Source organism: Allobaculum sp. Allo2 (assembly GCF_022701175.1).
GTDB classification, from domain to species: Bacteria; Bacillota_I; Bacilli_A; order Erysipelotrichales; family Erysipelotrichaceae; genus Allobaculum; species Allobaculum fili.
Map to the genome: position 1 here is coordinate 823,975 of NZ_CP078088.1, position 20,477 is coordinate 844,451.

Sequence of the window (20,477 nt, forward strand, 5' to 3'; positions counted from 1 at the left end):
GCTGGCCATAATGAAAACGATGAAACGGACGGCGACTTTTGGGATTCGCCAGAGCGGCCGTCCAAACCCTGTGAAAAAGTTTTTCATAAAACCAGAAATTCTGAATCGACAAGAGCGACTGCTTTCTCTTCTGCCGGATTCAGATCGATATAGAACGGGAGCGATAGCTATGAATCTTGAAGTCCTTTCCCCAGCCGGAAATGAGCAGGCGCTCAAAGCCGCCTTTGCGGGCGGCGCCGATGCGGTTTATCTGGCGTTGCCGCAGTTTGGCGCGCGGGCGTACGCGGCCAATTTCACACTCGATCAGGTCGCCAAAGCCATTGAAGACGCGCATCTCGCGGGCAAGCGCATTTACGTCACGATGAATACGCTCATTGAAGAAGACCATATGGAAGAGGCGTATCAGCAGGCCAAAGCCCTTCATGAACTGGGCGTCGACGCGCTCATCATTCAGGACCTCGGTCTGATCCATCTTCTGCATCATCGCCTGCCCAATCTCGAACTGCACGCTTCTACACAGCTTTCTGTTTCCACACCGTATCAGATCGAACAGCTGCGCAAGCTCGGCGTAAAGCGCTGCGTGCTGGCCAGAGAAGCTACGCTTGACGAAATCAAAGCGTGCGCGGCGACGGGAATGGAACTGGAAGTCTTTATCCATGGCGCTCTGTGCATTTCGTATTCGGGACAGTGCCGGTTTTCTCAGGTGCGCTACGATCGTTCAGCCAATAAAGGAAAATGCGCGCAGGCATGCCGCATGGAATACACGCTTGAAGAAAACGGAATGCCGATTCCGCTTCCCGGCAAGTATCTGCTTTCTCCTAAAGATCTTTCCGCGATCGATCAGATCAGCCAGCTCGCCAAAGCCGGGGTATTCTCGCTGAAAATTGAAGGCCGTATGAAATCGCCAGAATACGTCTACGAAAGCGCCGCAGCCGCCCGTGCTGCAGCAGACGGTCTTCGCGTAGGCAAAGAACTGAAAGTCGGCATGGAAACCGCGTTTAACCGCGGCTATACGACCGGTCATGGCTGGAAGGCGAAAGGCACTGTGCTGATGAATACGGAAACGTCCAACCATCAGGGCATCCATCTTGGCAAGGTCATTAAAGTCAGCCATGACCGCGCCCGCATTGTTCTTGATGAAGATCTGCATCAAAATGACGGTCTTCGCTTTGTGCAGAGGAATCGTTCCACCGGATGCAATGCCAACTTCATTTTCGATACCCGCGGCAAGCTGATCGCCAAAGCCGCCAAAGGGGAAACGGTTGAAGTACGCGTTCCCGGCGGCGTGTTTAACGGCATGGAAGTCCGCAAGACGACAAGCTATCTTCTGCAGAAAGATGTGGAAGAAGCCATTCGAACTTCGCATCCGCAGGCGGATATCGCCTTTACGCTTAAGGCGGCCAAAATCGGGGATCCGTTGATTCTCGAAGCGACGGATGGAACCCATACCGTGGCTATTGAAGGCGGTCTTCTCGAAGCGGCACAGAAAGCCCCAAGCAAAACGGAACAGATTGTCCGTTCTCTGAAGAAGACGAAAGATACCTGGGCCAATCCGGCAACGATTGATGTGGATCTGCCGGACAACGCCTTTATTCCGGTATCGATTCTGAATACGATGCGCCGTGAGGCAATTGATCAGCTCGGCGCGCTGCGTCTGCAGCGCGGACCGCTCGTCGAAGTCGAGTCTACGTACCAGCCCAAAGCGCCCAAGCCGCTGCCTTCCTTTGTGCAGATACAGAACAAAAACCAGAAGACGGATCTGCCTCTGCTGCAGGTCAGCGAATTCCCGATTCCGGGAACGGAGCGCAAATCTCCGATTTATAAGGATGAAGGCTATATTACCGATTCGCTGGGCAAAGGCGAAATCGTGGAAAACCTGAACATTACCAACTCCTACGCGGCTGCGGCGTTGCTTGAAATGGGCTATCAGGGCGGCGTTCTGGCCGGCGAACTGAGCGATGAAGATCGGCAGGCGCTTTTAAAGGCGTTTAAAGACCGCTATGGCTTTGAAGCTCCAGTCATTCTGACGGTTTACGAAAAGCCAAGACTGATGGTCATGAAACACTGCCCGGTCAATACGGCTTTAAAAGACGGCAAGCGTCAGAACTGCTCGCTTTGCCGGACCAACCGCTATACGCTGCTGGGCAAAGACGGACGCCGTGCATTCCTGTATGGAAACCCGGACTGCCGCATGCAGGTGTTTGATGAAAAGGCCATCGACACCATCGACCAGATCCCGGGCTACGCTCGCGAAGGTGTGCACGCATTCCGTATGGTCATGAGCGACGAAAGCCATGATGAGACAGAACAGCTTGAAAAGCAGATGTTAGAAAACCTCGAAGCCATCAGCGGAAACAAATAATTAGAGGATTTCATCCAGAAAATAAAGAGCAGAGCCAGGCGCTTGCAGCGTCTGGCTTTTTGCGGGATTCAGGCTTTGCAAGCCGATTTCAGTCCGAAAAATCATCCGGGTTGTCTGCAGATGATCAAATCGGTACAGTGGAATTTTCCTGAGTGATATGTGTATCCAATCGGCTTAAGATTAGGGAAATCCTTGAATTTGTCCAAAAATGAACTTTTTGAAAGCGGGCTTTGAACGGGCGGACTGAACCCCTTTTTGAAAAGGCAGAAAACGGTGCATCCGGCTAAGGTCTTTATCGAATCAAGCGGCCGCTGTGCTATAATTTGCCTGTATCAAGGCAAAGGAGGAAATATTTCAATATGCCTATTATTACGGATGTCTATGCACGCGAAGTCCTGGATTCCCGTGGAAACCCGACTGTAGAGTGCGAAATCACAACTGAATCCGGCGCATATGGTCGCGCAATGGTACCAAGCGGTGCTTCTACTGGTGAACGTGAAGCCCTCGAACTGCGTGATGGCGACAAATCTCGTTACCTCGGAAAAGGAACAACACAGGCTGTTGCCAATGTAAACACAAAAATCGCTCCTGCTATCATCGGTATGGATGTTACAGATCAGATCCTGATCGACAAGACCATGCTTGAACTCGACGGCACAGATTTCAAATCCAATCTCGGTGCCAACGCTACACTGGCTGTATCCATGGCTGCTGCATGGGCTGCTGCTGACTACTACGGAATTCCTTTCTACAACTATGTAGGCGGCTGCAACGCACACGTTATGCCTGTACCAATGTGCAATGTTATCAACGGCGGAAGCCACGCTGACTCCACCGTAGACTTCCAGGAATACATGATCATGCCTGTTGGTGCAACTTCTGAAAAAGAAGCTGTTCGCATGGCTGCTGAAGTCTTCCACAACCTGAAGTCCGTTCTGAAAGCAAAAGGCTACAACACCAACGTTGGTGACGAAGGCGGTTTCGCTCCTTCCTGCAAAGACGGAAACGAAGAACCTCTGAAACTGCTCGTTGAAGCTACTAAGAAAGCCGGCTATGTTCCTGGCAAAGACATCATGATCGCCATGGACGTTGCTGCTTCTGAGTTCCACAACCACGAAACTGGTCTGTACGAACTGAAGAAATCCGGCGGCGGAAACAAGACTTCCGAAGAAATGATCGCTATGTACCAGGAATGGGTAGAAAAATATCCGATCATCTCCATCGAAGACGGTCTTGGCGAACGCGACTGGGACGGCTGGAAGAAACTGACCGATACACTCGGCAAACGCATCCAGCTGGTTGGTGACGACCTGTTCGTTACAAACCCGAAAATCCTTGCAGAAGGTATCGCTAAAGGCATCGCCAACGCAATCCTGATCAAGGTTAACCAGATCGGTACTCTGACTGAAACATTCGACGCCATCGAACTCGCTCAGAAACACAACTACACCACAGTTGTTTCCCACCGTTCCGGCGAAACCGAAGACTCCACAATCGCTGACATCGCTGTTGGTACAAACGCTGGCCAGATCAAGACTGGATCTCTCTCCAGAACTGACCGTATCGCGAAGTACAACCGCCTGATGCGCATTGAAGACGAACTGAACAAACGCGGAACCGTATCCGTAGCTCAGTATCCAGGCGTTGACGCTTTCTATCAGCTCGACATGGCAGCTGTAGAAGCCGACATGGATAAACAGTCCAACTAATTGCATTTCCTCTGAACCAGAGCCGGGTGAACACCCGGCTTTTTTGTGGGAAAACGGCGCGAATACGGCGGATGCGCTTTTTGTAAAGGCTTTGTACAGGTTGATAAAATCGTCTTTTTCAGACTTTTTGCGGTAGATGAATGTGTCAAAAAGCGTTAGAAATAGGGGAGAGATACGGAATAAATAACGGAAATTGTAGGATTTCGCTGGATGAAATCGGAAGAGATCGAAAACAGGAAAGATCTAAAACAAAATGGAATACGGATAGTAATAACTCTGTAACAGTGTGTTGGTTAAAAATGCACGGTTTCTGGCCGGCATGGATTTCGGGTTGAGCCGATCGTTGCGGATTTGTTAGACTGAAACGCAGAAAAATTCCAGAACGGAGTTTTCATGCGCACGCCTTACGCAAAGTCATCCTTCTTTGCCCTCTTGCCGCCCGCTTTTCAGGAGCGGGTAAGGGATGTCTTTTGAAGAGAGGATCGGCTTTTCAGGATGTCCTTTTCTGGATTATGGAGGAAAGGATGATTTAGAGAACGCGCACAGGAGTGAAAGAAATTATGAAAAATGGATTGCCTCTTTACTGGCCGTCGTCTTATCCGGCCTGATGATACCTGCGCTCTCGCTTTACGCGAAAGAGGGCGAAAAGCCGGCAAACGGCTTTGAAAAAGCGCGGCACTGGGAACGATGCAGATTCCCGCTGTGACCGCACCGTGCCTTGAGCAGTGCAAAAAGAAAATATGAAAACGCGCCAGATCAGTCTGTTTCAGAGCCCCAAACCGTATTCGCAGGGTACGCTGATCGGCTATTCGCTCGATGACACCCTGCTCATGGAAATCGATGGACAGACGTATCACGTTCATCCCACTTGCGTAGCAGTCAGTCAGGAAGAAAAAGACGCGCTGAAAGACTACCAGAAAAAGGAAGCGGATCGCGAAAAGCGGCGTCTGGATGCGGAGATGAAAGTCAGCCAGGCTAAAAACGCGTCACAGCCCGCCGGAACGATGGCCGATCTCGAAGAAGAAGATCTGGAAATCAAGCTCGATACGCCCCAGTGGAATGGAGCGGTTCTTAACCGCAGTGCCGGAACCATTATGGGTCCTTCCGGAAAAGAGACGTACTACAATCTTCCGATGGACGGCGTCGTTCGCATCATGCGTTCGATCGGCAACAATGACAAATACTGGGTGCGAGAAGACGGCGTAAAAATGTTAGGCGATTATGTCATGGTCGCCGCCCATCTGCCCACCCGTCCTCGTGGCTCTCTGATCCAGACGTCCCTTGGCATGGGCATCGTCTGCGACACCGGAACCTTTGCGCTCAACAATCACACGCAGCTCGATATCGCGGTCAACTGGTAATCTGCCTTTCGCGAAGCCAGTCTCCCGGATTCCAAGCCATAAACCAATGCAGAAAACAAAAATCGCACATTCCCGCCAAACGCAGTTTCGAAAAACGCGTCGGACGATGGATGTGCGATTTTTATTTTGTTCAAAGGAGCTTGAGCGCAGATTACTTTTCTGTGCTGTTCGCGCCTTCGGTAATCGACTGTGCCGTCCTGGATTCTGCTTCCTGAATTGCGGGCTCTATGTCGGCATCGAGCGCTTCAAGAAGTTCTTCCTCTTCTTTTTCTATACGCTCTTCTTTTCGCTCTTTTTGCTTTTCAAAGTCGATGCAGAGCTCTGGGCAGCGCTAGAAGATTCTGCGAGCGGTTTTCCATCCTTGAGGCGGTTTGGGCGAAGGTTAAGCCACGCCATCAGCACGGCCATGAACAGGGCGGGAAGAAACGTGATCCACGAAAAGCGAAACGCCATGAAAATCATGAAGACGACGTCGATCAGAAGCGCGGCGATTTTTACGCCAAATTTCATCAGGACACCAAGCGCTCCCGCGGCCAGCGCACTGAAACCGGCCAGCGGCCAGTACAGGACAAACGATGCGGCGGTAACGGCTACGCCCTTGCCGCCCTGAAAATGATGCCATATAGGAAAGCAGTGGCCGAGCAGCGTGCCGCATCCGGTATACAGCGGGATCAGCTTCGTATACGCGGGAAAGAGCAGTACACATATATAAACCGCGGCGCAGGTTTTGAGAATGTCGCCAAGCAGAACGAAGATTCCGGCTTTTTGCCGAGAACCTTGATCGTGTTGGTCATGCCCGGATTCCCGGAGCCGCTTTTAAACAGGTCTTTTTCAAAGAGGCGGCCGACCAGTGAAGCCGTGAGAATGTTGCCAAAGGCGTATCCGATCAGGACACACCACAATAAATCCAGTTCCATATCGTCCTCGTTTCTGTGAATAAGTGCTCTGTCTGGGGAGCTTTTACTTGCCGGAAGATTTTACGATCAGATAAAACACCCCGAGGATAATTAACAAAGCGAGAATGGATCCTCCAAGCGTAATCAGAGAATCCAGTGCGGAATCAATTGCCAACATAAAACAGCCTTCTTTCCAGTGGGCTTTCTTCCAGGCACACAGACAGACCAAATCGAATCGCGTGGCGTCGATCGATCGGCGCTCTGCAGGATACGGAAGAATCAGGAACGTGTCTTTCCTGAACCGATTTTATTATACCTGTATGGCACGAAGGGAAAACCGCTAGCGCCATGCCGGTGCATCGGAGAAATCCAGCCCAGACAAAGAGATGGACTTGGATTTTCCCAGCAGTCGCTGGAAAATGGCGTTCGCCATTGTCCGTATGTTAGCGGCTATGAAAACAAGGGTCATGAAAAAGGAACGAAGCTTTGCGCTTCGTTCCCGAAAAATCCGTACAATTAATCTTCAAAAATGGAATCGTCAAAGAGTTCTTCGACCGTTTTGCGGCGGTGTGCAGAACGTTCACGGCGGGAAAGACGGCGATGCTCTCCTGGGGCATCCGGCTCTTCCGCTTTGGCTTTGCGATCGTCTTTCGAAGAAGCAGGTGCTTTAGCTGGATCCGAAGCAGAGGCTGCAGGTGTTTCTTCACTTGCTTCGCTTTCTTCATTTTCAGCGGGCACTTTTTCTGCGTTCGCTTTTTGCGGGGACGCGGTTCAAAGTCTTCTTCGAAATCGACATCCTCGTCTTCTGCTTCCTCTTCATCGAAGTCGTCGTGACGTGCCGCTTTTCTGGAGCGGGACGATTTGGATGGACGGGACGTTCTTTCTTCAAAATCGTCTTCGTCTTCATATTCGTACTGACTGTCGTCATAGCGCGTGAGACCGAAGGCCCAGGCGCAGATGCAGAAGAGAACAAAGGTAATCAGGAAGCCGACGCTGATATCCGAAAGAAAATGCGCGCCCCGTACCATGCGGCTGCCCATGACAGCGAGCGAACCGAGGTAGGCGACGATCATCGCCAGAGAAACGCTGCCGCGTTTGGTGAAGCAGGGAATAATGGCCCAGACAAACAGGCAGGCAGCCGAAGCTGCGTGGGCGGAAGGAAAGGAGCGGAACAGATCGTGGTTCGTTTCATACAGAGCCATGAACTGGGAAACGCCGGATTTACCAAAGTCGTACCAAGTACGGAACGTCAGTTCCGGATTTTCCAGAAGCGCGAAATAGCGTGGACGGAACCAGATGCGTTTCACAACCTGAATCACGGCTGTCGAACCGCCGCAGACGATGAGCAGAATCCAGATCGCCCTGATTTTGTCCTTGCGATCGGCCTTGCGCATCAGATACCAGAAGAGAAGCGCGGGAAGAAGGGAAATGAGCAGGCCGCTAAGCCAGCACATCCACCAGGTCAGTCCGAGTTCTTCGTTAATGGACTGAGCCATGTAAACCGGGCCGATAACGTTGGTCGCAAACGCGAACAGCCAGCCCAGAGTCATGGTCTTCTTTCCTTTCCAGATGTCCAGAGTCAGCAGACCGGCGGCACCGATGCCCCAGAATGCAGGAGCGGGACCGCAGGCGGCCAGAATTCTGGCCCAGACGTTGAAAGGATCGTAAATCATCTGATCCAGAGGCAGATCGCCAAAAGTACCAATGGCGAGACCTGCCGCACCAAGCAGCAGGCCAAAAACCAGCCAGCCGTTGGATATTCGTTTGTGTTTATAGGTAGTCATGAATAAATGGTATCAAAAACGACCCGGAATGTTCGCATTTTTCCAAACCTGCGACGACTGTCTGGATGTCGAAAGAGCGCTGTAAGCAATCCCGGCGCTTTTAACGAAGGAGGCGAGTCTACGATTGAAAATGACTCTGCGTACAGCTGCCTGAAAAGGACAAACCGAACTGAATCTTTGTCGGTAAAACGAAATAGAAAAGACACGCGCTCCAAAGCGCAAAAAGCCGGAGACATCGTGCGACATCTCCGGCAAGTGAGTGTGTTCAGACTGGCGATCTGGGATTTCAATGGGCCAGTCTTTGAATGGATAAAACTTAGAGTTCGTCCTGATGGGAGGCGTAGAGGTATTCGTCGATCGTGTTCTTTACGCGGTCCTTGATCAGTTCTTCTGGTTTCGCTTCGAGTTTGCCTTCGCGTACCTTGGTGTACTGGATCGGCATGAACTGGGAGAGAACGGCCAGGTTTACGCCTTCCTTTTCGAGGTTGGCGAACAGTTTCTTCATGGCTGCCTGAACGTCTGGATCCGGCATGTAGTAGCGGGAACGATCGGAGAAGGAGAATTTCCGTTTGAACCAGAGTTCGTCTTCGTTTCCGTGATAATGCTTCGCCCAGTTTTTCGGGTTTTTGAGCATGGCTTTTTCAAGGGTGTCAATGAAGTGGCTGGCTTCGTCTTCGCGCCCGTGGAACATCATTTCTTCCATATAGGCCAGTGCGAACAGCGCTTCGCGGGCGGCGTAAGTCAGAGCCGGTCCGACTTTCAGGATGCCGACGCCGTCTTCAACGAGTTCTCTCAGTTTGTACTTGGTCTGGTAGTCAGTGGAATGGCCTTCGAATACGAGGTTGTCGAAGTCCTTGATGCTGGCCATGAGCTCTTTGGCTTTCGCACGGTCGTATTCGGTGCAGCCGGCATCTTTTCTTCTACGCCAGGCTGTACAACGACACCGATAACATCGGCCCAGGTGTTATCGAGACCTTTGTCCTTGAACGCTTTTTCAAAAGTAGCGACGGTGTTTTTGAAGTCTTCGACTTTCGTTACCTGCATGCCGGAGTTGTCGCCGGTAGCGCCGCCAGGAATCGGTACTTCACTGCCGACAATGTAAACCGGACGAACCGCATCCGGGTTTTCCTTTTTCAGTTCCTGGTAGGCTTCTTCGCAAACCTGCGCGAGTTCGGCGCCGCGGCGTGCGATCGTTTCGTCGCTCAGACGAACGTTTGGATCGTCGTCAGCGACTTTCATGCTGGTATCAATGTGGATTTTGGTGAAGCCGGCTTTTACGTAGTCGTGAACGAGCTGACGCGCGTAAGCCATTGCTTCTTTTTCCGGCAGGTTCTGCACGGTCAGCGGGCCGAGATGGTCGCCGCCAAGATAGATCAGTTTCGGATCGGTTCCAATTTCAGCAGCTTTGGCAAGAACGAATTCCTTGAAATCCTTCGGTGTCATGCCGGAGTAGCCGCCGTTCTGGTCCACCTGGTTGGCGGTGGATTCGATCAGGCAGACCGCGTTGTCATCGCGGGCTTTCTCGAGAACCGCTTCGATAACGAAGGGGTTGGACGAGCAGGCAGAATAGATGCCGACCGACTGGCCGCTCTTCTGCTTTTTCACAATATTTTTAAAGTGTTTTCAGCCATAAAAGACCTCCTTGGCTCTATTGTAGACGATTCAAAAGCGGATGAAATCACCAAAAATGGCGTTTGGATTTTTGTTGACAAGAAGCCACAACTTGAATAAAAAGTGCAAATTGAAGGTTTTCTTCGCTCGGTTTGAAGAGGGGAAGAACGGTCTGTTTCGTGCCGAAAATAACCAGTTCTGTGTACATTTCAGCAAGTGATAAGAGCACGTTCAAAGTGAAAGGGCTTGCCGGAAATTCCCTCGGTCAACCGCCTGTCCTTAATTTGCGGAAAGATTACAATTCCTTTACCTAGATAGAAGATTTATAGGCGTTCTGTAGATTTTCCTGTCCGGATCCGCGGGAACGCGCGGCAAAACGTTCATGATGTTTGAACAGATTCGGTTCGAACGTTTTTCAAATTTTTGATACAGGGAGGTTTTTATGGAGGTTCTAGCACCCTGGATTGCGGTTGGAATTTTTCTTGTCATGTTCCTTCTGGTAATCCTGGATAAGTGGCCTCACCATTACATCACCCTCGGATGCGGTCTCGCGACGCTCGTTCTTGTGTTCGCACTCTGCCTGCATTCCTGGGATGCCATCTGGCAGACGCTGAATCTCGGGGCGATTTTCACTCCGGGATTCTGGCATACCACAGGGGAAGGCGGCGGAACAGGCGGCATCAACTGGTCGACGATTATTTTTATCGCCGGCATGATGGTTATGGTCGAAGGCATGGCGGAAGCCGGTTTCTTTCAGTGGCTCTGCCTGCGGCTGGCAAAACTGGTTCACTACAAGGCCAGCAAGATCTTTGTGGTGTTCATGTTAATGTCGGCGTTCCTGTCGATGTTCATTGACTCGATTACGGTTATCCTCTTTCTGGCGGCCGTAACGGTTGAACTCGCCAAAGTACTGAAGTTCAATCCGGTACCGATGATTCTTGCCGAAGTGTTCTGCTCCAATCTGGGCGGATCGGCGACCATGTGCGGGGATCCCCAAACATTATTATTGGTACGTCCTTAGGCCTGACGTTTGGCGACTTTCTGACGAATACCGGTCTGATCGCCGGGGTTTCGCTGATCGCGACGATTTTCTTCTTCTGGCTCTGCTTCCGTAAAGAATTCAAGGAAGCTGACAAGCAGACGATTGATCCGAAAACGCTGCCGCAGCCAAAGGAAGCCATCAAAAATCAGACGGCCTTTATTCTTTCGATCGGCATTTTCCTGATTGCCATCGTTCTGCTCGTTTCGCATTCCTCGACGGGTCTGACGGTCGCGTTTATCGGTACGTTCATCGCGCTGATTACGCTGATCGCCAACGCGAAATACGCCGGCAAGATTCTCAAAAGGTCGACTACAAGACACTTCTGTTTTTCATCGGTCTGTTTGTGGTCGTCGGCGGTCTGGAACAGACGGGCGTACTCGAACGCATCGCGTACTTCATCAGCGATATCTCGGGTGGTAATATTATTTTAGTCATTGTCATTATTTTGTGGATTTCGGCATTTGCGAGTGCCTTCGTCGACAATATTCCGTTCTCGGCTACGATGATTCCAGTCATCACGACGCTGGCCAGCGCGCAGGGCATTCCAATCAACACCCTGGCCTGGGCACTGAGCATCGGTACGGATATCGGCGGCAGTGCCACGCCGATCGGCGCGAGCGCCAACGTTGTCGGAACCGCGGTGGCAATGAAAAACGGCTACCCGATCGGATGGAAGAAATACTGCAAGTATAATGTGCCGGCGACGATTATCGTCCTGACCATTTCTACAGTCGTCATTATCCTGCGGTACGTCGTTTTGGGAGGCTGATTATGACTACTGACCAGAAACAGACGGAGGGCCAGATTATCCTGGCCATTGACCGTGAGTTTGGAAGCGGCGGCCGTGAAATCGCCGATCTGCTTGGCCATTATTTTGGACTGCCGGTCTATGAAAAAACATCCTGCAAAATCTTGGCATCCGGCATCAGAAAGACGTCGAAGACCTGTATTACCGGGATGAATCGCCGCGCTGGAAATTCGCAAGCCGCACGGTAAAAGGACTGACCAACTCCAATGAATACGCGCTGGCGGCCATGGAGTTTGACTTCCTGCGCAAAATCGCGTCGGAAGGAAAATCCTTCATTGTCCTCGGCCATTGCGCCGAAGAAGTTCTTGCGGAATATCCGTCGCTTGTCACGCTGTTCATTTCCGCGGATGAAGCGTTCAAGATTCCTCGCATCATGAAGGAACATCACGTGGACCGCGAAGAAGCGTACGCGAAAATGAAACGCCATAACCGCAAGCGCAAAACGTATCACAACAGCTATTGCGAACACAAATGGGGCGATGCCAGAAACTACGACATGACCATTCGCTCTGACAAGATGGGTCCGTTTGAAACCGCGAAATTTCTCGTGGATTATCTGGAAGCCCGTATTCCGGAAATCAAGAACCGCGAACGGGCCGAAGAACTGGTTCCGCTTCCCGAAAAGAAGTAGAACAGACACCCAGCTTTATGATCGAAAACCGCCATCCCGGATCGGGGTGGCGGTTTCTTTGGGCAGGCTCAATCTGGACGAATGGCCCAAATTGGGCCAGAAGAAACGTTCAGCCTGTATAATAGACAGGCATTTTAAACCCGAAACTGCCGGATCTGTATCCGGTAATTTTCCGTAGATGTTCAGACCCGTCTTAAAGATGCAGAAATCCGAATTCTAGCCGGAGGATGGGGAAGGAAAGGACACAGGCTTTATGACGACTTATCGTTTTGCAACGAATCTTGCAAAAGCGAATACGATGCCTTCGTGCAGAGTTCGCCGCTATGCAATCTGCTTCAGAGCTATAACTGGGCCGCGGTGAAATCCAACTGGGATCATCTGCACTGCGGTCTGTATAAAAACGACACGCTTTGTGCTACCGCCCTGGTGCTGATCAAGGCGCTGCCGTTTGGCTTTACCATGATGTACATTCCGCGCGGACCGATTCTCGACTACGACGATCCCGAAGTGATTAAACAGTTTTTCGATGGTTTGAAAAAATCGGACGCAGCCATAAAACGCTGTTTATCAAAATGGATCCGGGCATTGAAATCGGAAAGTATCCGTCTTCCGATACGTCCCGACCAAGAAACGGCAACGAAAAATACGTGCAGCCGCTCGAAAACGCCGGCGCGATTTTCCAGGGCTACTCCATGAAAATTGAAGAAGCCATTCAGGCGCGTTTTCACTCCATTCTCGACAAGCCCGAAGATGTGCTGGCGGCGATGCCGAAAAAGACCCGCAAGCTGATCAAGGAAGCCGAAAAGCGTCACCTGCAGATCGTCAGCGGTCGACATGAGCTTCTCGACGACTTTGCGGCGATGGTCGAAATGACGGAAGAGCGCAAGCACGTTTCGCTGCGCAATAAGGAGTACTTCAAAAGCTTCTCGATAATTACGGCGATGACGCGATTATCATGTTAGCGGTTTGCGATCCGGCAAAAATCCGTCAGGAATGCCAGGCACGCTACGACGCGCTCGAAGAACAGATCGCGGCCCTTCCGGAAAACCAGAAGAAAAAGCGTTTTACCCTGGAAGAGCAGAAAGAATCCGCCGCGAAGGATATCCGGATCATTGAAGAACTGATCGAAACGGTCGGCGACGACAAGGCACGGCCGATCGCCGGCGTTCTGAGCGTGAAATACGGAAAGAGCGCGGAAATGTTATATGCGGGCATGGATGAGCGCTTCCGCCGCTTCATGCCGCAGTACAAAACGTACGTGGAAAACTTCCAGTGGGCGTTCGATAAAGGCTGTACCGAATTTTCGATGGGCGGCGTAGAAGGCTCCCTGGATGATGGACTGACCCATTTCAAGGACAACTTCGCTCCGGAAATTCACGAATACATCGGCGAGTTCGATCTGCCGGTCAACCGCCTGCTGTATAAGCCCAGCAAAATTGCCTACGAGAAAAAGCGGCACTCGCTCAAGGAGGCGTAATGAAACCCTTCAAGACATTTATCACCCTGCTGGCCGGAACCCTGCTTTTAGCCGGATGCACGTCTGCCCCTAATGCGAGCGCTTCATCGAGTTCTTCTTCGACGACATCGTCTTCGGCTCTATCCGCCTGTGAAGGGAAGGCTTCGGCTGCCCAGTGGACACAAAAGAAGAGCAGAGCGATGCCAAAGCGGAAGCGTATAAGAAAGACGTGGCGGATTTTACGCCGATTTCCTTTGAAGATGCCATCGCGTTTTTTGAAGAGGGAAAATCCGGCGTTCTCTACTTCGGTTTTCCCGCCTGTCCCTGGTGCGATGAGCTCGTACCGATTCTGAAAGAAGAAGCCGAAAAGAACGATATCGAAGTGCTCTACGTACAGACGCGCGACGATCAGAAAGAGCGGCTGTACACCGATGAACAGCGCGATCGGATTGAACCGTATCTTCCCGACTACATTCGAAACAACCTCAAAGGCGAACCGACGCTTTACGTGCCGTTAGTCGTATCGGTCGTCAATGGCAAAGTCGCAGACGGCCATCAGGGAACGACGGAAGATCACGATGCCAAGGAGCGGGAAATGACCGACGAGGAAAAGGCGGAGCTGAAAGACGCCCTGCAAAAACTGATCGAAAGTCATAACGCGTCCCAATCGTAAAACCGAACGCAGCACCTGAACCCGCATAAAATCGCAGAAATGGAAACTTAGCTTGGCAGAAATCCGTTTTACAGAAATAGATCTGCCGCATTTCTTCGCCAGATCCCAATTGAAAATAAAGGCGGTCCTCTGGATCCGGATCATTCCGAAAGGAAATCATCCAGACGAGGACCGCTTTTTTTGTGTGAAGGGGAAAGAGAAGCTATAAAAACTCGCGATTTCTCGCGAGTGCGTATTCAAGTGGAGCAGATGAGGGGAATCGAACCCCGTATCGACCATGGCAAGGTCGTGTTCTACCATTGAACTACATCTGCATAAGTGGCGGTCCAAACGGGACTCGAACCCGCAACCCCTCCGTGACAGGGAGGTACGCTAACCAATTGCGCCATTGGACCTGAAATAAATAAAAGAAATGGAGCAGATGAGGGGAATCGAACCCCCGTATCGACCATGGCAAGGTCGTGTTCTACCATTGAACTACATCTGCATAAATGGCGGTCCAAACGGGACTCGAACCCGCAACCCCTCCGTGACAGGGAGGTACGCTAACCAATTGCGCCATTGGACCAAAAGATGGCGGAGAAGGAGAGATTTGAACTCTCGCGCCAGTTTCCCGACCTACACCCTTAGCAGGGGCGCCTCTTCAACCACTTGAGTACTTCTCCAAGGATGTTTTATTTATTTGCTTCGTGCGATTGCTTGACTATATTAGCATGGTCCCCGGAAAGGAGCAACCCTGTAATCTCAAAAAATGAATTTTTTGATTCCGTCCAGCAACGCCGCGAGAAGCGCCTGAAGAAGAAGCGGTTTACGAGAACCGGCAAAACCTTCGTCGGACCGGAAAATCCGGCCGCATGAATGAGGATACACCATCTTTGGCCAAAGGGAAAAAGAAACCCCAGACCCGATCCAGACCCGAGAGGAAGAGCAGAGCGGAAGACAAGAGCGGGATAAGCCGGACAAGGGATAAGCGGAACGAAGGAAATAGACCCGCCTGCTGCTTTTCAACGGATCCGCTCCGGTTCGTACCGAAGCCGGTTCTGTCCGTATAAAAGGATATGAAAATGAAAGAACGAACACAGATGGACCGGCCCCGGGAAAAAGCGATGCTGCAGGGAATTGAGCGTCTGGAAAATCAGGATCTGCTTTGTCTGGTCCTCGGATCCGGGACGAAAACGCACGCGGTGGAATCTCTGGCGCAGTCCATTTTGCAGAAGACAGACAATCTGCGCCGTCTCTATTCCATTGCGCCCGAAGAACTGATGGAAATTGAAGGGATCGGTCAGGCCAAGGCGCTCCAGATCTGCGCGGCCAGAGAACTGTACGCCCGCTCCCTGCAGGCACGGACGATGAGCGTTTCCATTCGAAGCCTGGACGATATTGAAACGTGGCTGCAGGCGGAATACGGAACCAAAAGTCAGGAACACTTCGCGGTGCTCTATCTCGATGTCAAACGGCGGATCATCCGGCACAAGGATCTGTTTGTGGGCACGCTCGATCAGTCGCTGATCCACCCGCGGGAAATTTTTCGGGACGCGCTCATGACGTCCGCGAGTTCCATCGTCCTCGTCCACAATCATCCGTCCGGCGATCCGATTCCTTCGCTGGCGGATCTGGAAAGTACACAGATGCTTCTCGAAGCCGCAAGACTTCACAAAATCAGTCTGCTCGATCACGTCATCGCCACGCGAAACGGCTGTTTCAGCTTTCGATCGCACGGTCTGCTCGACGAGCCGGAAAGTGAGTACACAGATCTGGCTTAGCCGCCGTACGCTTTCAAAATCCGGTATAATGAGACAAATCCGGAGGGCGAACGTATGCGACGATTTACCAAACTGCAGAGAATTCTCATTCTTTTTATTTCTGTTTTCTTTCTGTTCGGATGCCTGATGCTTTCCGTACGTCAGAATTCCATTTCCAATATCGGCTACAGCGCGTGGACGTATTTGCGCTATGGCCTGTTTGATAAGCCGCTGACTTCCGCGGCGAACGCGGTCAGCGATTTTTCCAATCTCTGGCATGTGTACCAGGACAATACGTATCTTAATGACGAACTGGCCAACCAGCGCTCCTACCAGACGCTGTATGCCCAGGAACGCAACCGCAATCTGGAACTGCAGGGCCTGCTGGAGCTGAAAAACGCGATGCCAGACGCGAAGCAGATCAGCTGCGAAGTGATCAGCCGTCCCGTTCAGGCCTGGAATCAGAGCGTGACCGTTTCCGCCGGCAGCGCAAGCGGCGTCGAAAAGGGCATGCTCGTTGTATCGAGCCAGGGCGTCGTCGGCCTGGTCGAAAGCGTACAGGATACGACATCGGTTGTGGCCCTGCTGACCGGAAACGAACTGCCCAACGACATTACGGTGCAGATTTCGATGGACGACGGAACGACGGTCGAAGGCGTTCTGCGCGGCTATGACGCCAGCCAGAACCGCTACGAAGTGCTTCTCTTTGATCACGAAGCCATCGTTCTGCCCGGACAGAAAGTGGCTACCTCCCAGAAAGGCGGCCAATACGCGGCGGGTCTGATGATCGGGACCGTTACGTCTTCGGTCGTGAATGACGACGCGATCGTTTCCACGATTTATGTCGAACCGGTCGACAACATGAACGGCTTCACCTACGTCAGCATCTTTACGGAAGGAACGCCGGAACAATGAAGAAGCCCTACGCAATTGTCGGCGGCTTCTTTATTCTGGGGATGCTCGATTCCATGCTCGCCTATACGCTGCCCCTCGACTTTACCTTTCAGTCGCTCTCCGTCATCTGGCATTTCTATCTGATCGGCGTGATGGTGTACACCCATGACAAGCCGTGGCTGACCCGTATTCTGGTCGGGATGTTAGCAGGACTTTGTTACGACGGACTCGTTACCGGTACGTTTCCGGCCTGCACGTTTTCCTTTCCGATCATGGCCTGGCTTGGCGGTCTTTTTCCGGTCTGGCTCAAATCGAGCGAACGAAGAACAGTCTGGCTCATTTTCCTGCTGTTTATGGGGGATCTGTTTACGTATTTCCTGATGGAAAGCACCGGACGTCTTTCAGTGTCCCTGCTTTCCTGGTTTTACCATTTCGAACTGCTGACGCTGATTTTTTCGTCTCTGTCCGTCATTCTGGTGTTTTACATCGATCTGGTTATCGTACGCTGGGCCCTGTTTCAGTCCCGCTTTGTCCCCGCAACAAAGTGCCTTCGCTGGCCTCGAAAGTCAGAACGCCAAACCGCAACCATCCCAGAAAGCTGTAATTAGGAAAAAGCTGTAATTAGAAAATGCAAAAGCCATCGGGCTAAGGAAATTTCTCCTTTGCCGGATGGCTTTTCTGTTTGTTTTTTCAGGGGGCGGTTTGCTTTTTCAGGGAGAGACTGGAAAAGAGATCGGAAAAGAGATCGGATAATGGTCCGATCTTTGGAAACGGAGAAAACCTGAGGAAAGGTATCCTGTTCGGATACGTTCTGTACGGACAGGATGAGAACAAGGTCATGGGCGGATCATGATAAAATCGAATATGAGGTGTTTCTATGAAAAAACTGCTTCTGGTGGACGGAAATTCCGTTCTCTTTCGTACCTACTATTCCACAATTAATTCGAATCCGATGAGCACGTCGGGCGGCGTGCCGACCAATGCGGTCTTCGGATTCATTTCGCTTTTTCACAAAGCCATTTCGCTCGTTCAGCCGGACGCCGTTCTGGTCGCCTGGGACGCGGGCAAGCCGACGTTCCGGCATGAAAAGATGCCGGACTACAAAGGCACCCGTAAAGAGCTTGATGAAGAACTGAAAGTGCAGATGCCGATCGTGCGCGAATATCTCGATGCCGCCGGCATTCCCCGCTATGAAGAAGAAGGCTATGAAGCCGACGACATCATCGGCAGTGCCGCCAAAGGCAACGCCGGCATGGATACCGTCATTCTGACAAGCGATAAGGACCTTCTGCAGCTCGTCGACGATTCCACGACGGTCTACATGATGAAAAAGGGACTCAATGACTTTGACGTTTACGACAAGGCCAAAGTCTGGGAGCGCTATGGACTCGCACCGAAACAGATCATCGATCTGAAAGGGCTGATGGGCGACCCGTCCGATAACATTCCCGGCGTGTTCCACATCGGCGAAAAGACCGCGCTGACCCTGCTCCATAAGTATGCCAGCGTAGAAGGCGTGTATGACCATCTCGATGAGATTAAAGGCAAGCGTCACGAATATCTGGAAGAAGGCCGCGATTCGGCGTTTCTTTCCAAGGAAATGGCAACCATCTTTACGGAGATGAAACTGCCGTTTGATCTGGCGTCGCTCGCCTGGAACGGCGATGCCGACAGCGCGGAAGATTTCTATCAGAAATACGAAATGCAGTCGCTGCTCTCGCGCATGAAAGCTGCTTCGGGCGTCCAGAAAAACTCGAAATTATTACCGACGAACAGTTTGCCGGGCAGGAAAATGCATCGCTCTATTTGATGCCGGTCGCCGATTTTGCCCCGTTTAAGACACAGACGCTTTTTGGCTTCGTCTATCTCGTGGACAATACCATTCATTACCTTCCTTTGGAAAAGGCAAAAGAAGACGCCGCGTTCCGCTCGCTGCTCGAACACGATTCCACCCTCATTACGTGGGACGTCAAGGAATTCTGGCATCTGCTCGACCGGTATGGTTTCTCGCTTCCTGACTTTGCGCAGGATGTGCATCTGGCGTCGTTCCTGCTGCACTCGCAGGCGATCAATACCGAAAGCCTCATTCAGGCAAGCGGCATCATTCTGCCTATGCCTCTGAAAGATCTGGAAAAGAAAACCAAAGGCGGCTTTACCGCCGAACGGGCGGTGCCCGTCTTTGGCGCGTGGCTGCTTGGCATGAAGCAGCAGCACGACGGCATTTTCAGGGAACTTGAAGAAGAAAACCAGATGAAGCTGTATCAGGACATCGAGTTTCCGCTGGCACGCGTTCTGTTTGAAATGGAATGCCGCGGCATTGACTGCGACGCTTCGATTCTGGCGCAGATCGGCGAAGAATACGAAAAGCGCATGGACGAAATCGCTGCGCGCATTTATAAATACGCCGGCCATGAATTCAAGATCACATCGCCCAAGCAGCTCGGTACCGTTCTCTTTGATGAGCTGAAATTAAAAGGCGGCGGAACCAAGCGGTCCACCGCAGCTGAAGTTCTTGAAAAATGCGTCCGCTCCATCCGATCGTGGATGAAGTGCTCGAATACCGCAAATACGCCAAAATCGTCAGCACGTACGTGGACGGTCTGACCAAAAACATTATCGACGGCAAGATCTTTACGACGTTCAACCAGACAATGACGCAGACCGGCCGTCTGTCTTCCTCCAGCCCGAACCTGCAGAACATTTCCATTCGCAATGAGGAAGGCAAGGAAATCCGCAAGGCGTTCGTCGCGCCATCTGGCCACTGGCTCATTTCCGCAGACTATTCGCAGGTTGAACTGCGGATGCTGGCGCATATGGCCAACGAAGAATACATGATTCAGGCGTTTGAAGAAGGCATCGATATTCATAAGCGGACCGCTTCCGTCATTTTCGATGAAAAGCCGGAAGACGTTACGGAAGACCAGCGCCGCATCGCCAAGACCGTCAACTTCGCCATCATTTACGGCCAGACGGAATTCGGCCTTTCGCAGGAGCTGAAAATTTCGCGTCTTCAGGCGAAAAACTTCATTAAGGCCTACTTTGCCAACTACCCGAATATCCACCGGTTCATGGACGGCCTGATTGCGTTTTGCGAAGAGCACGGCTATGTGGAAACGCTCCTGCATCGCCGCCGCGAAATTCCGGAAATTCTCGATAAGAACTTCATGACCCGTGAATTTGGAAAGCGCGCCGCCATGAACGCGCCGATTCAGGGATCGGCTGCCGATCTGATCAAGATCGCCATGCTGCACATGAATGAAGAAATCCAGAAACGAAATCTGAAGTCGCAGATGCTTCTTCAGATTCATGACGAACTCATTTTCCTCGTTCCTGATGAGGAAAAAGAGCTGATGGAACATCTGATTCCGGAAGTCATGGATCACGCGATGGAACTGCGCGTTCCGCTCGAAGCGAGCGTCAGCACCGGCCGCAGCTGGTACGAGGCCAAATAATGCCGGAAGCACCAGAAGTGCAGAACGTTCTGCAGTACCTCGAAGAAGAATTAAAG

The 20,477-nt window shown here is 51.7% G+C and carries 13 protein-coding genes, 5 tRNA genes and 4 pseudogenes; 14 read left to right on the forward strand and 8 right to left on the reverse strand.

Annotation, left to right across the window (positions count from 1 at the left end; genetic code table 11):
• The first annotated feature begins 169 nt into the window (after nt 1-169).
• The 3 genes from KWG61_RS04750 to KWG61_RS04760 all read left to right on the forward strand — a co-directional run bounded on the left by KWG61_RS04750 (nt 170) and on the right by KWG61_RS04760 (nt 5,432).
• A complete protein-coding gene (locus KWG61_RS04750; protein WP_230267251.1) occupies nt 170-2,362 on the forward strand; it encodes a U32 family peptidase in 2,193 nt (730 codons plus the stop codon).
• Nucleotides 2,363-2,721: 359 nt separating this feature from the next.
• Entirely contained in the window at nt 2,722-4,071 is a 1,350-nt protein-coding gene (gene eno / locus KWG61_RS04755) for a phosphopyruvate hydratase (RefSeq protein WP_230267250.1), read from the forward strand.
• Nucleotides 4,072-4,811: 740 nt separating this feature from the next.
• A complete protein-coding gene (locus tag KWG61_RS04760; RefSeq protein WP_242745093.1) occupies nt 4,812-5,432 on the forward strand; it encodes a hypothetical protein in 621 nt (206 codons plus the stop codon).
• Nucleotides 5,433-5,702: 270 nt separating this feature from the next.
• On the opposite strand, the pseudogene KWG61_RS04765 reads toward KWG61_RS04760, so the two are convergent.
• From KWG61_RS04765 to KWG61_RS04780, 3 genes and pseudogenes are all read right to left on the reverse strand, one after another.
• Nucleotides 5,703-6,349, reverse strand: a pseudogene (locus KWG61_RS04765) (glycerol-3-phosphate acyltransferase).
• Nucleotides 6,350-6,771: 422 nt separating this feature from the next.
• The gene (locus KWG61_RS04775; protein WP_242745095.1) at nt 6,772-8,112 is read right to left on the reverse strand and encodes a phosphatase PAP2 family protein; all 1,341 of its coding nucleotides are present in this window, start codon (nt 8,110-8,112) and stop codon (nt 6,772-6,774) included.
• A gap of 316 nt (nt 8,113-8,428) precedes the next feature.
• A pseudogene (locus KWG61_RS04780) lies at nt 8,429-9,720 on the reverse strand (class II D-tagatose-bisphosphate aldolase, non-catalytic subunit).
• A 724-nt stretch (nt 9,721-10,444) separates the two neighbouring features.
• Between KWG61_RS04780 and KWG61_RS17105 the strand changes: the two are divergent.
• The 5 genes and pseudogenes from KWG61_RS17105 to KWG61_RS04810 all read left to right on the forward strand — a co-directional run bounded on the left by KWG61_RS17105 (nt 10,445) and on the right by KWG61_RS04810 (nt 14,333).
• Nucleotides 10,445-11,534, forward strand: a pseudogene (locus KWG61_RS17105) (SLC13 family permease).
• Between the two features lie 2 nt (nt 11,535-11,536).
• The gene (locus KWG61_RS04795; protein ID WP_242745097.1) at nt 11,537-11,761 is read left to right on the forward strand and encodes a cytidylate kinase-like family protein; all 225 of its coding nucleotides are present in this window, start codon (nt 11,537-11,539) and stop codon (nt 11,759-11,761) included.
• A 5-nt stretch (nt 11,762-11,766) separates the two neighbouring features.
• Entirely contained in the window at nt 11,767-12,204 is a 438-nt protein-coding gene (locus KWG61_RS04800; protein WP_367614330.1) for an AAA family ATPase, read from the forward strand.
• A 306-nt stretch (nt 12,205-12,510) separates the two neighbouring features.
• Nucleotides 12,511-13,681: pseudogene (locus tag KWG61_RS04805) on the forward strand (peptidoglycan bridge formation glycyltransferase FemA/FemB family protein).
• Nucleotides 13,682-13,835: 154 nt separating this feature from the next.
• On the forward strand, nt 13,836-14,333 hold the full coding sequence (locus KWG61_RS04810; protein WP_242745099.1) for a transporter accessory protein: 498 nt from the start codon (nt 13,836-13,838) through the stop codon (nt 14,331-14,333).
• Between the two features lie 241 nt (nt 14,334-14,574).
• Here the strand turns inward: KWG61_RS04810 and KWG61_RS04815 are convergent.
• The 5 genes from KWG61_RS04815 to KWG61_RS04835 form a co-directional block, all read right to left on the reverse strand.
• Nucleotides 14,575-14,647, reverse strand: a tRNA-Gly gene (locus KWG61_RS04815).
• Nucleotides 14,648-14,652: 5 nt separating this feature from the next.
• Nucleotides 14,653-14,728, reverse strand: a tRNA-Asp gene (locus KWG61_RS04820).
• Nucleotides 14,729-14,746: 18 nt separating this feature from the next.
• A tRNA-Gly gene (locus KWG61_RS04825) sits at nt 14,747-14,820 on the reverse strand.
• A 5-nt stretch (nt 14,821-14,825) separates the two neighbouring features.
• Nucleotides 14,826-14,901, reverse strand: a tRNA-Asp gene (locus KWG61_RS04830).
• A 6-nt stretch (nt 14,902-14,907) separates the two neighbouring features.
• Nucleotides 14,908-14,998 (reverse strand) — tRNA-Ser (locus KWG61_RS04835).
• Between the two features lie 399 nt (nt 14,999-15,397).
• Between KWG61_RS04835 and radC the strand changes: the two genes are divergently transcribed.
• From radC to KWG61_RS04860, 6 genes are all read left to right on the forward strand, one after another.
• A complete protein-coding gene (gene radC, locus KWG61_RS04840) occupies nt 15,398-16,096 on the forward strand; it encodes a DNA repair protein RadC (protein WP_230267241.1) in 699 nt (232 codons plus the stop codon).
• 54 nt (nt 16,097-16,150) lie between these two features.
• Complete coding sequence (gene mreC, locus KWG61_RS04845; protein WP_230267240.1) at nt 16,151-16,990, forward strand: rod shape-determining protein MreC; 840 nt, start codon at nt 16,151-16,153, stop codon at nt 16,988-16,990.
• On the forward strand, nt 16,987-17,577 hold the full coding sequence (locus tag KWG61_RS04850) for a hypothetical protein (protein WP_242745100.1): 591 nt from the start codon (nt 16,987-16,989) through the stop codon (nt 17,575-17,577). The genes mreC and KWG61_RS04850 overlap by 4 nt, the downstream gene beginning before the upstream one ends.
• A 269-nt stretch (nt 17,578-17,846) precedes the next feature.
• Nucleotides 17,847-18,779 carry a 5'-3' exonuclease H3TH domain-containing protein gene (locus KWG61_RS04855; protein WP_242745101.1) on the forward strand — a complete coding sequence of 311 codons (933 nt, stop codon included), beginning with the start codon at nt 17,847-17,849 and terminating at the stop codon, nt 18,777-18,779.
• A complete protein-coding gene (locus KWG61_RS15995) occupies nt 18,779-19,573 on the forward strand; it encodes a DNA polymerase (RefSeq protein ID WP_256460789.1) in 795 nt (264 codons plus the stop codon). Before KWG61_RS04855 ends, KWG61_RS15995 begins: the two co-directional genes overlap by 1 nt.
• Complete coding sequence (locus KWG61_RS04860) at nt 19,489-20,421, forward strand: DNA polymerase (RefSeq protein WP_256460790.1); 933 nt, start codon at nt 19,489-19,491, stop codon at nt 20,419-20,421. The genes KWG61_RS15995 and KWG61_RS04860 overlap by 85 nt, the downstream gene beginning before the upstream one ends.
• The last annotated feature ends 56 nt before the right edge of the window (nt 20,422-20,477 follow it).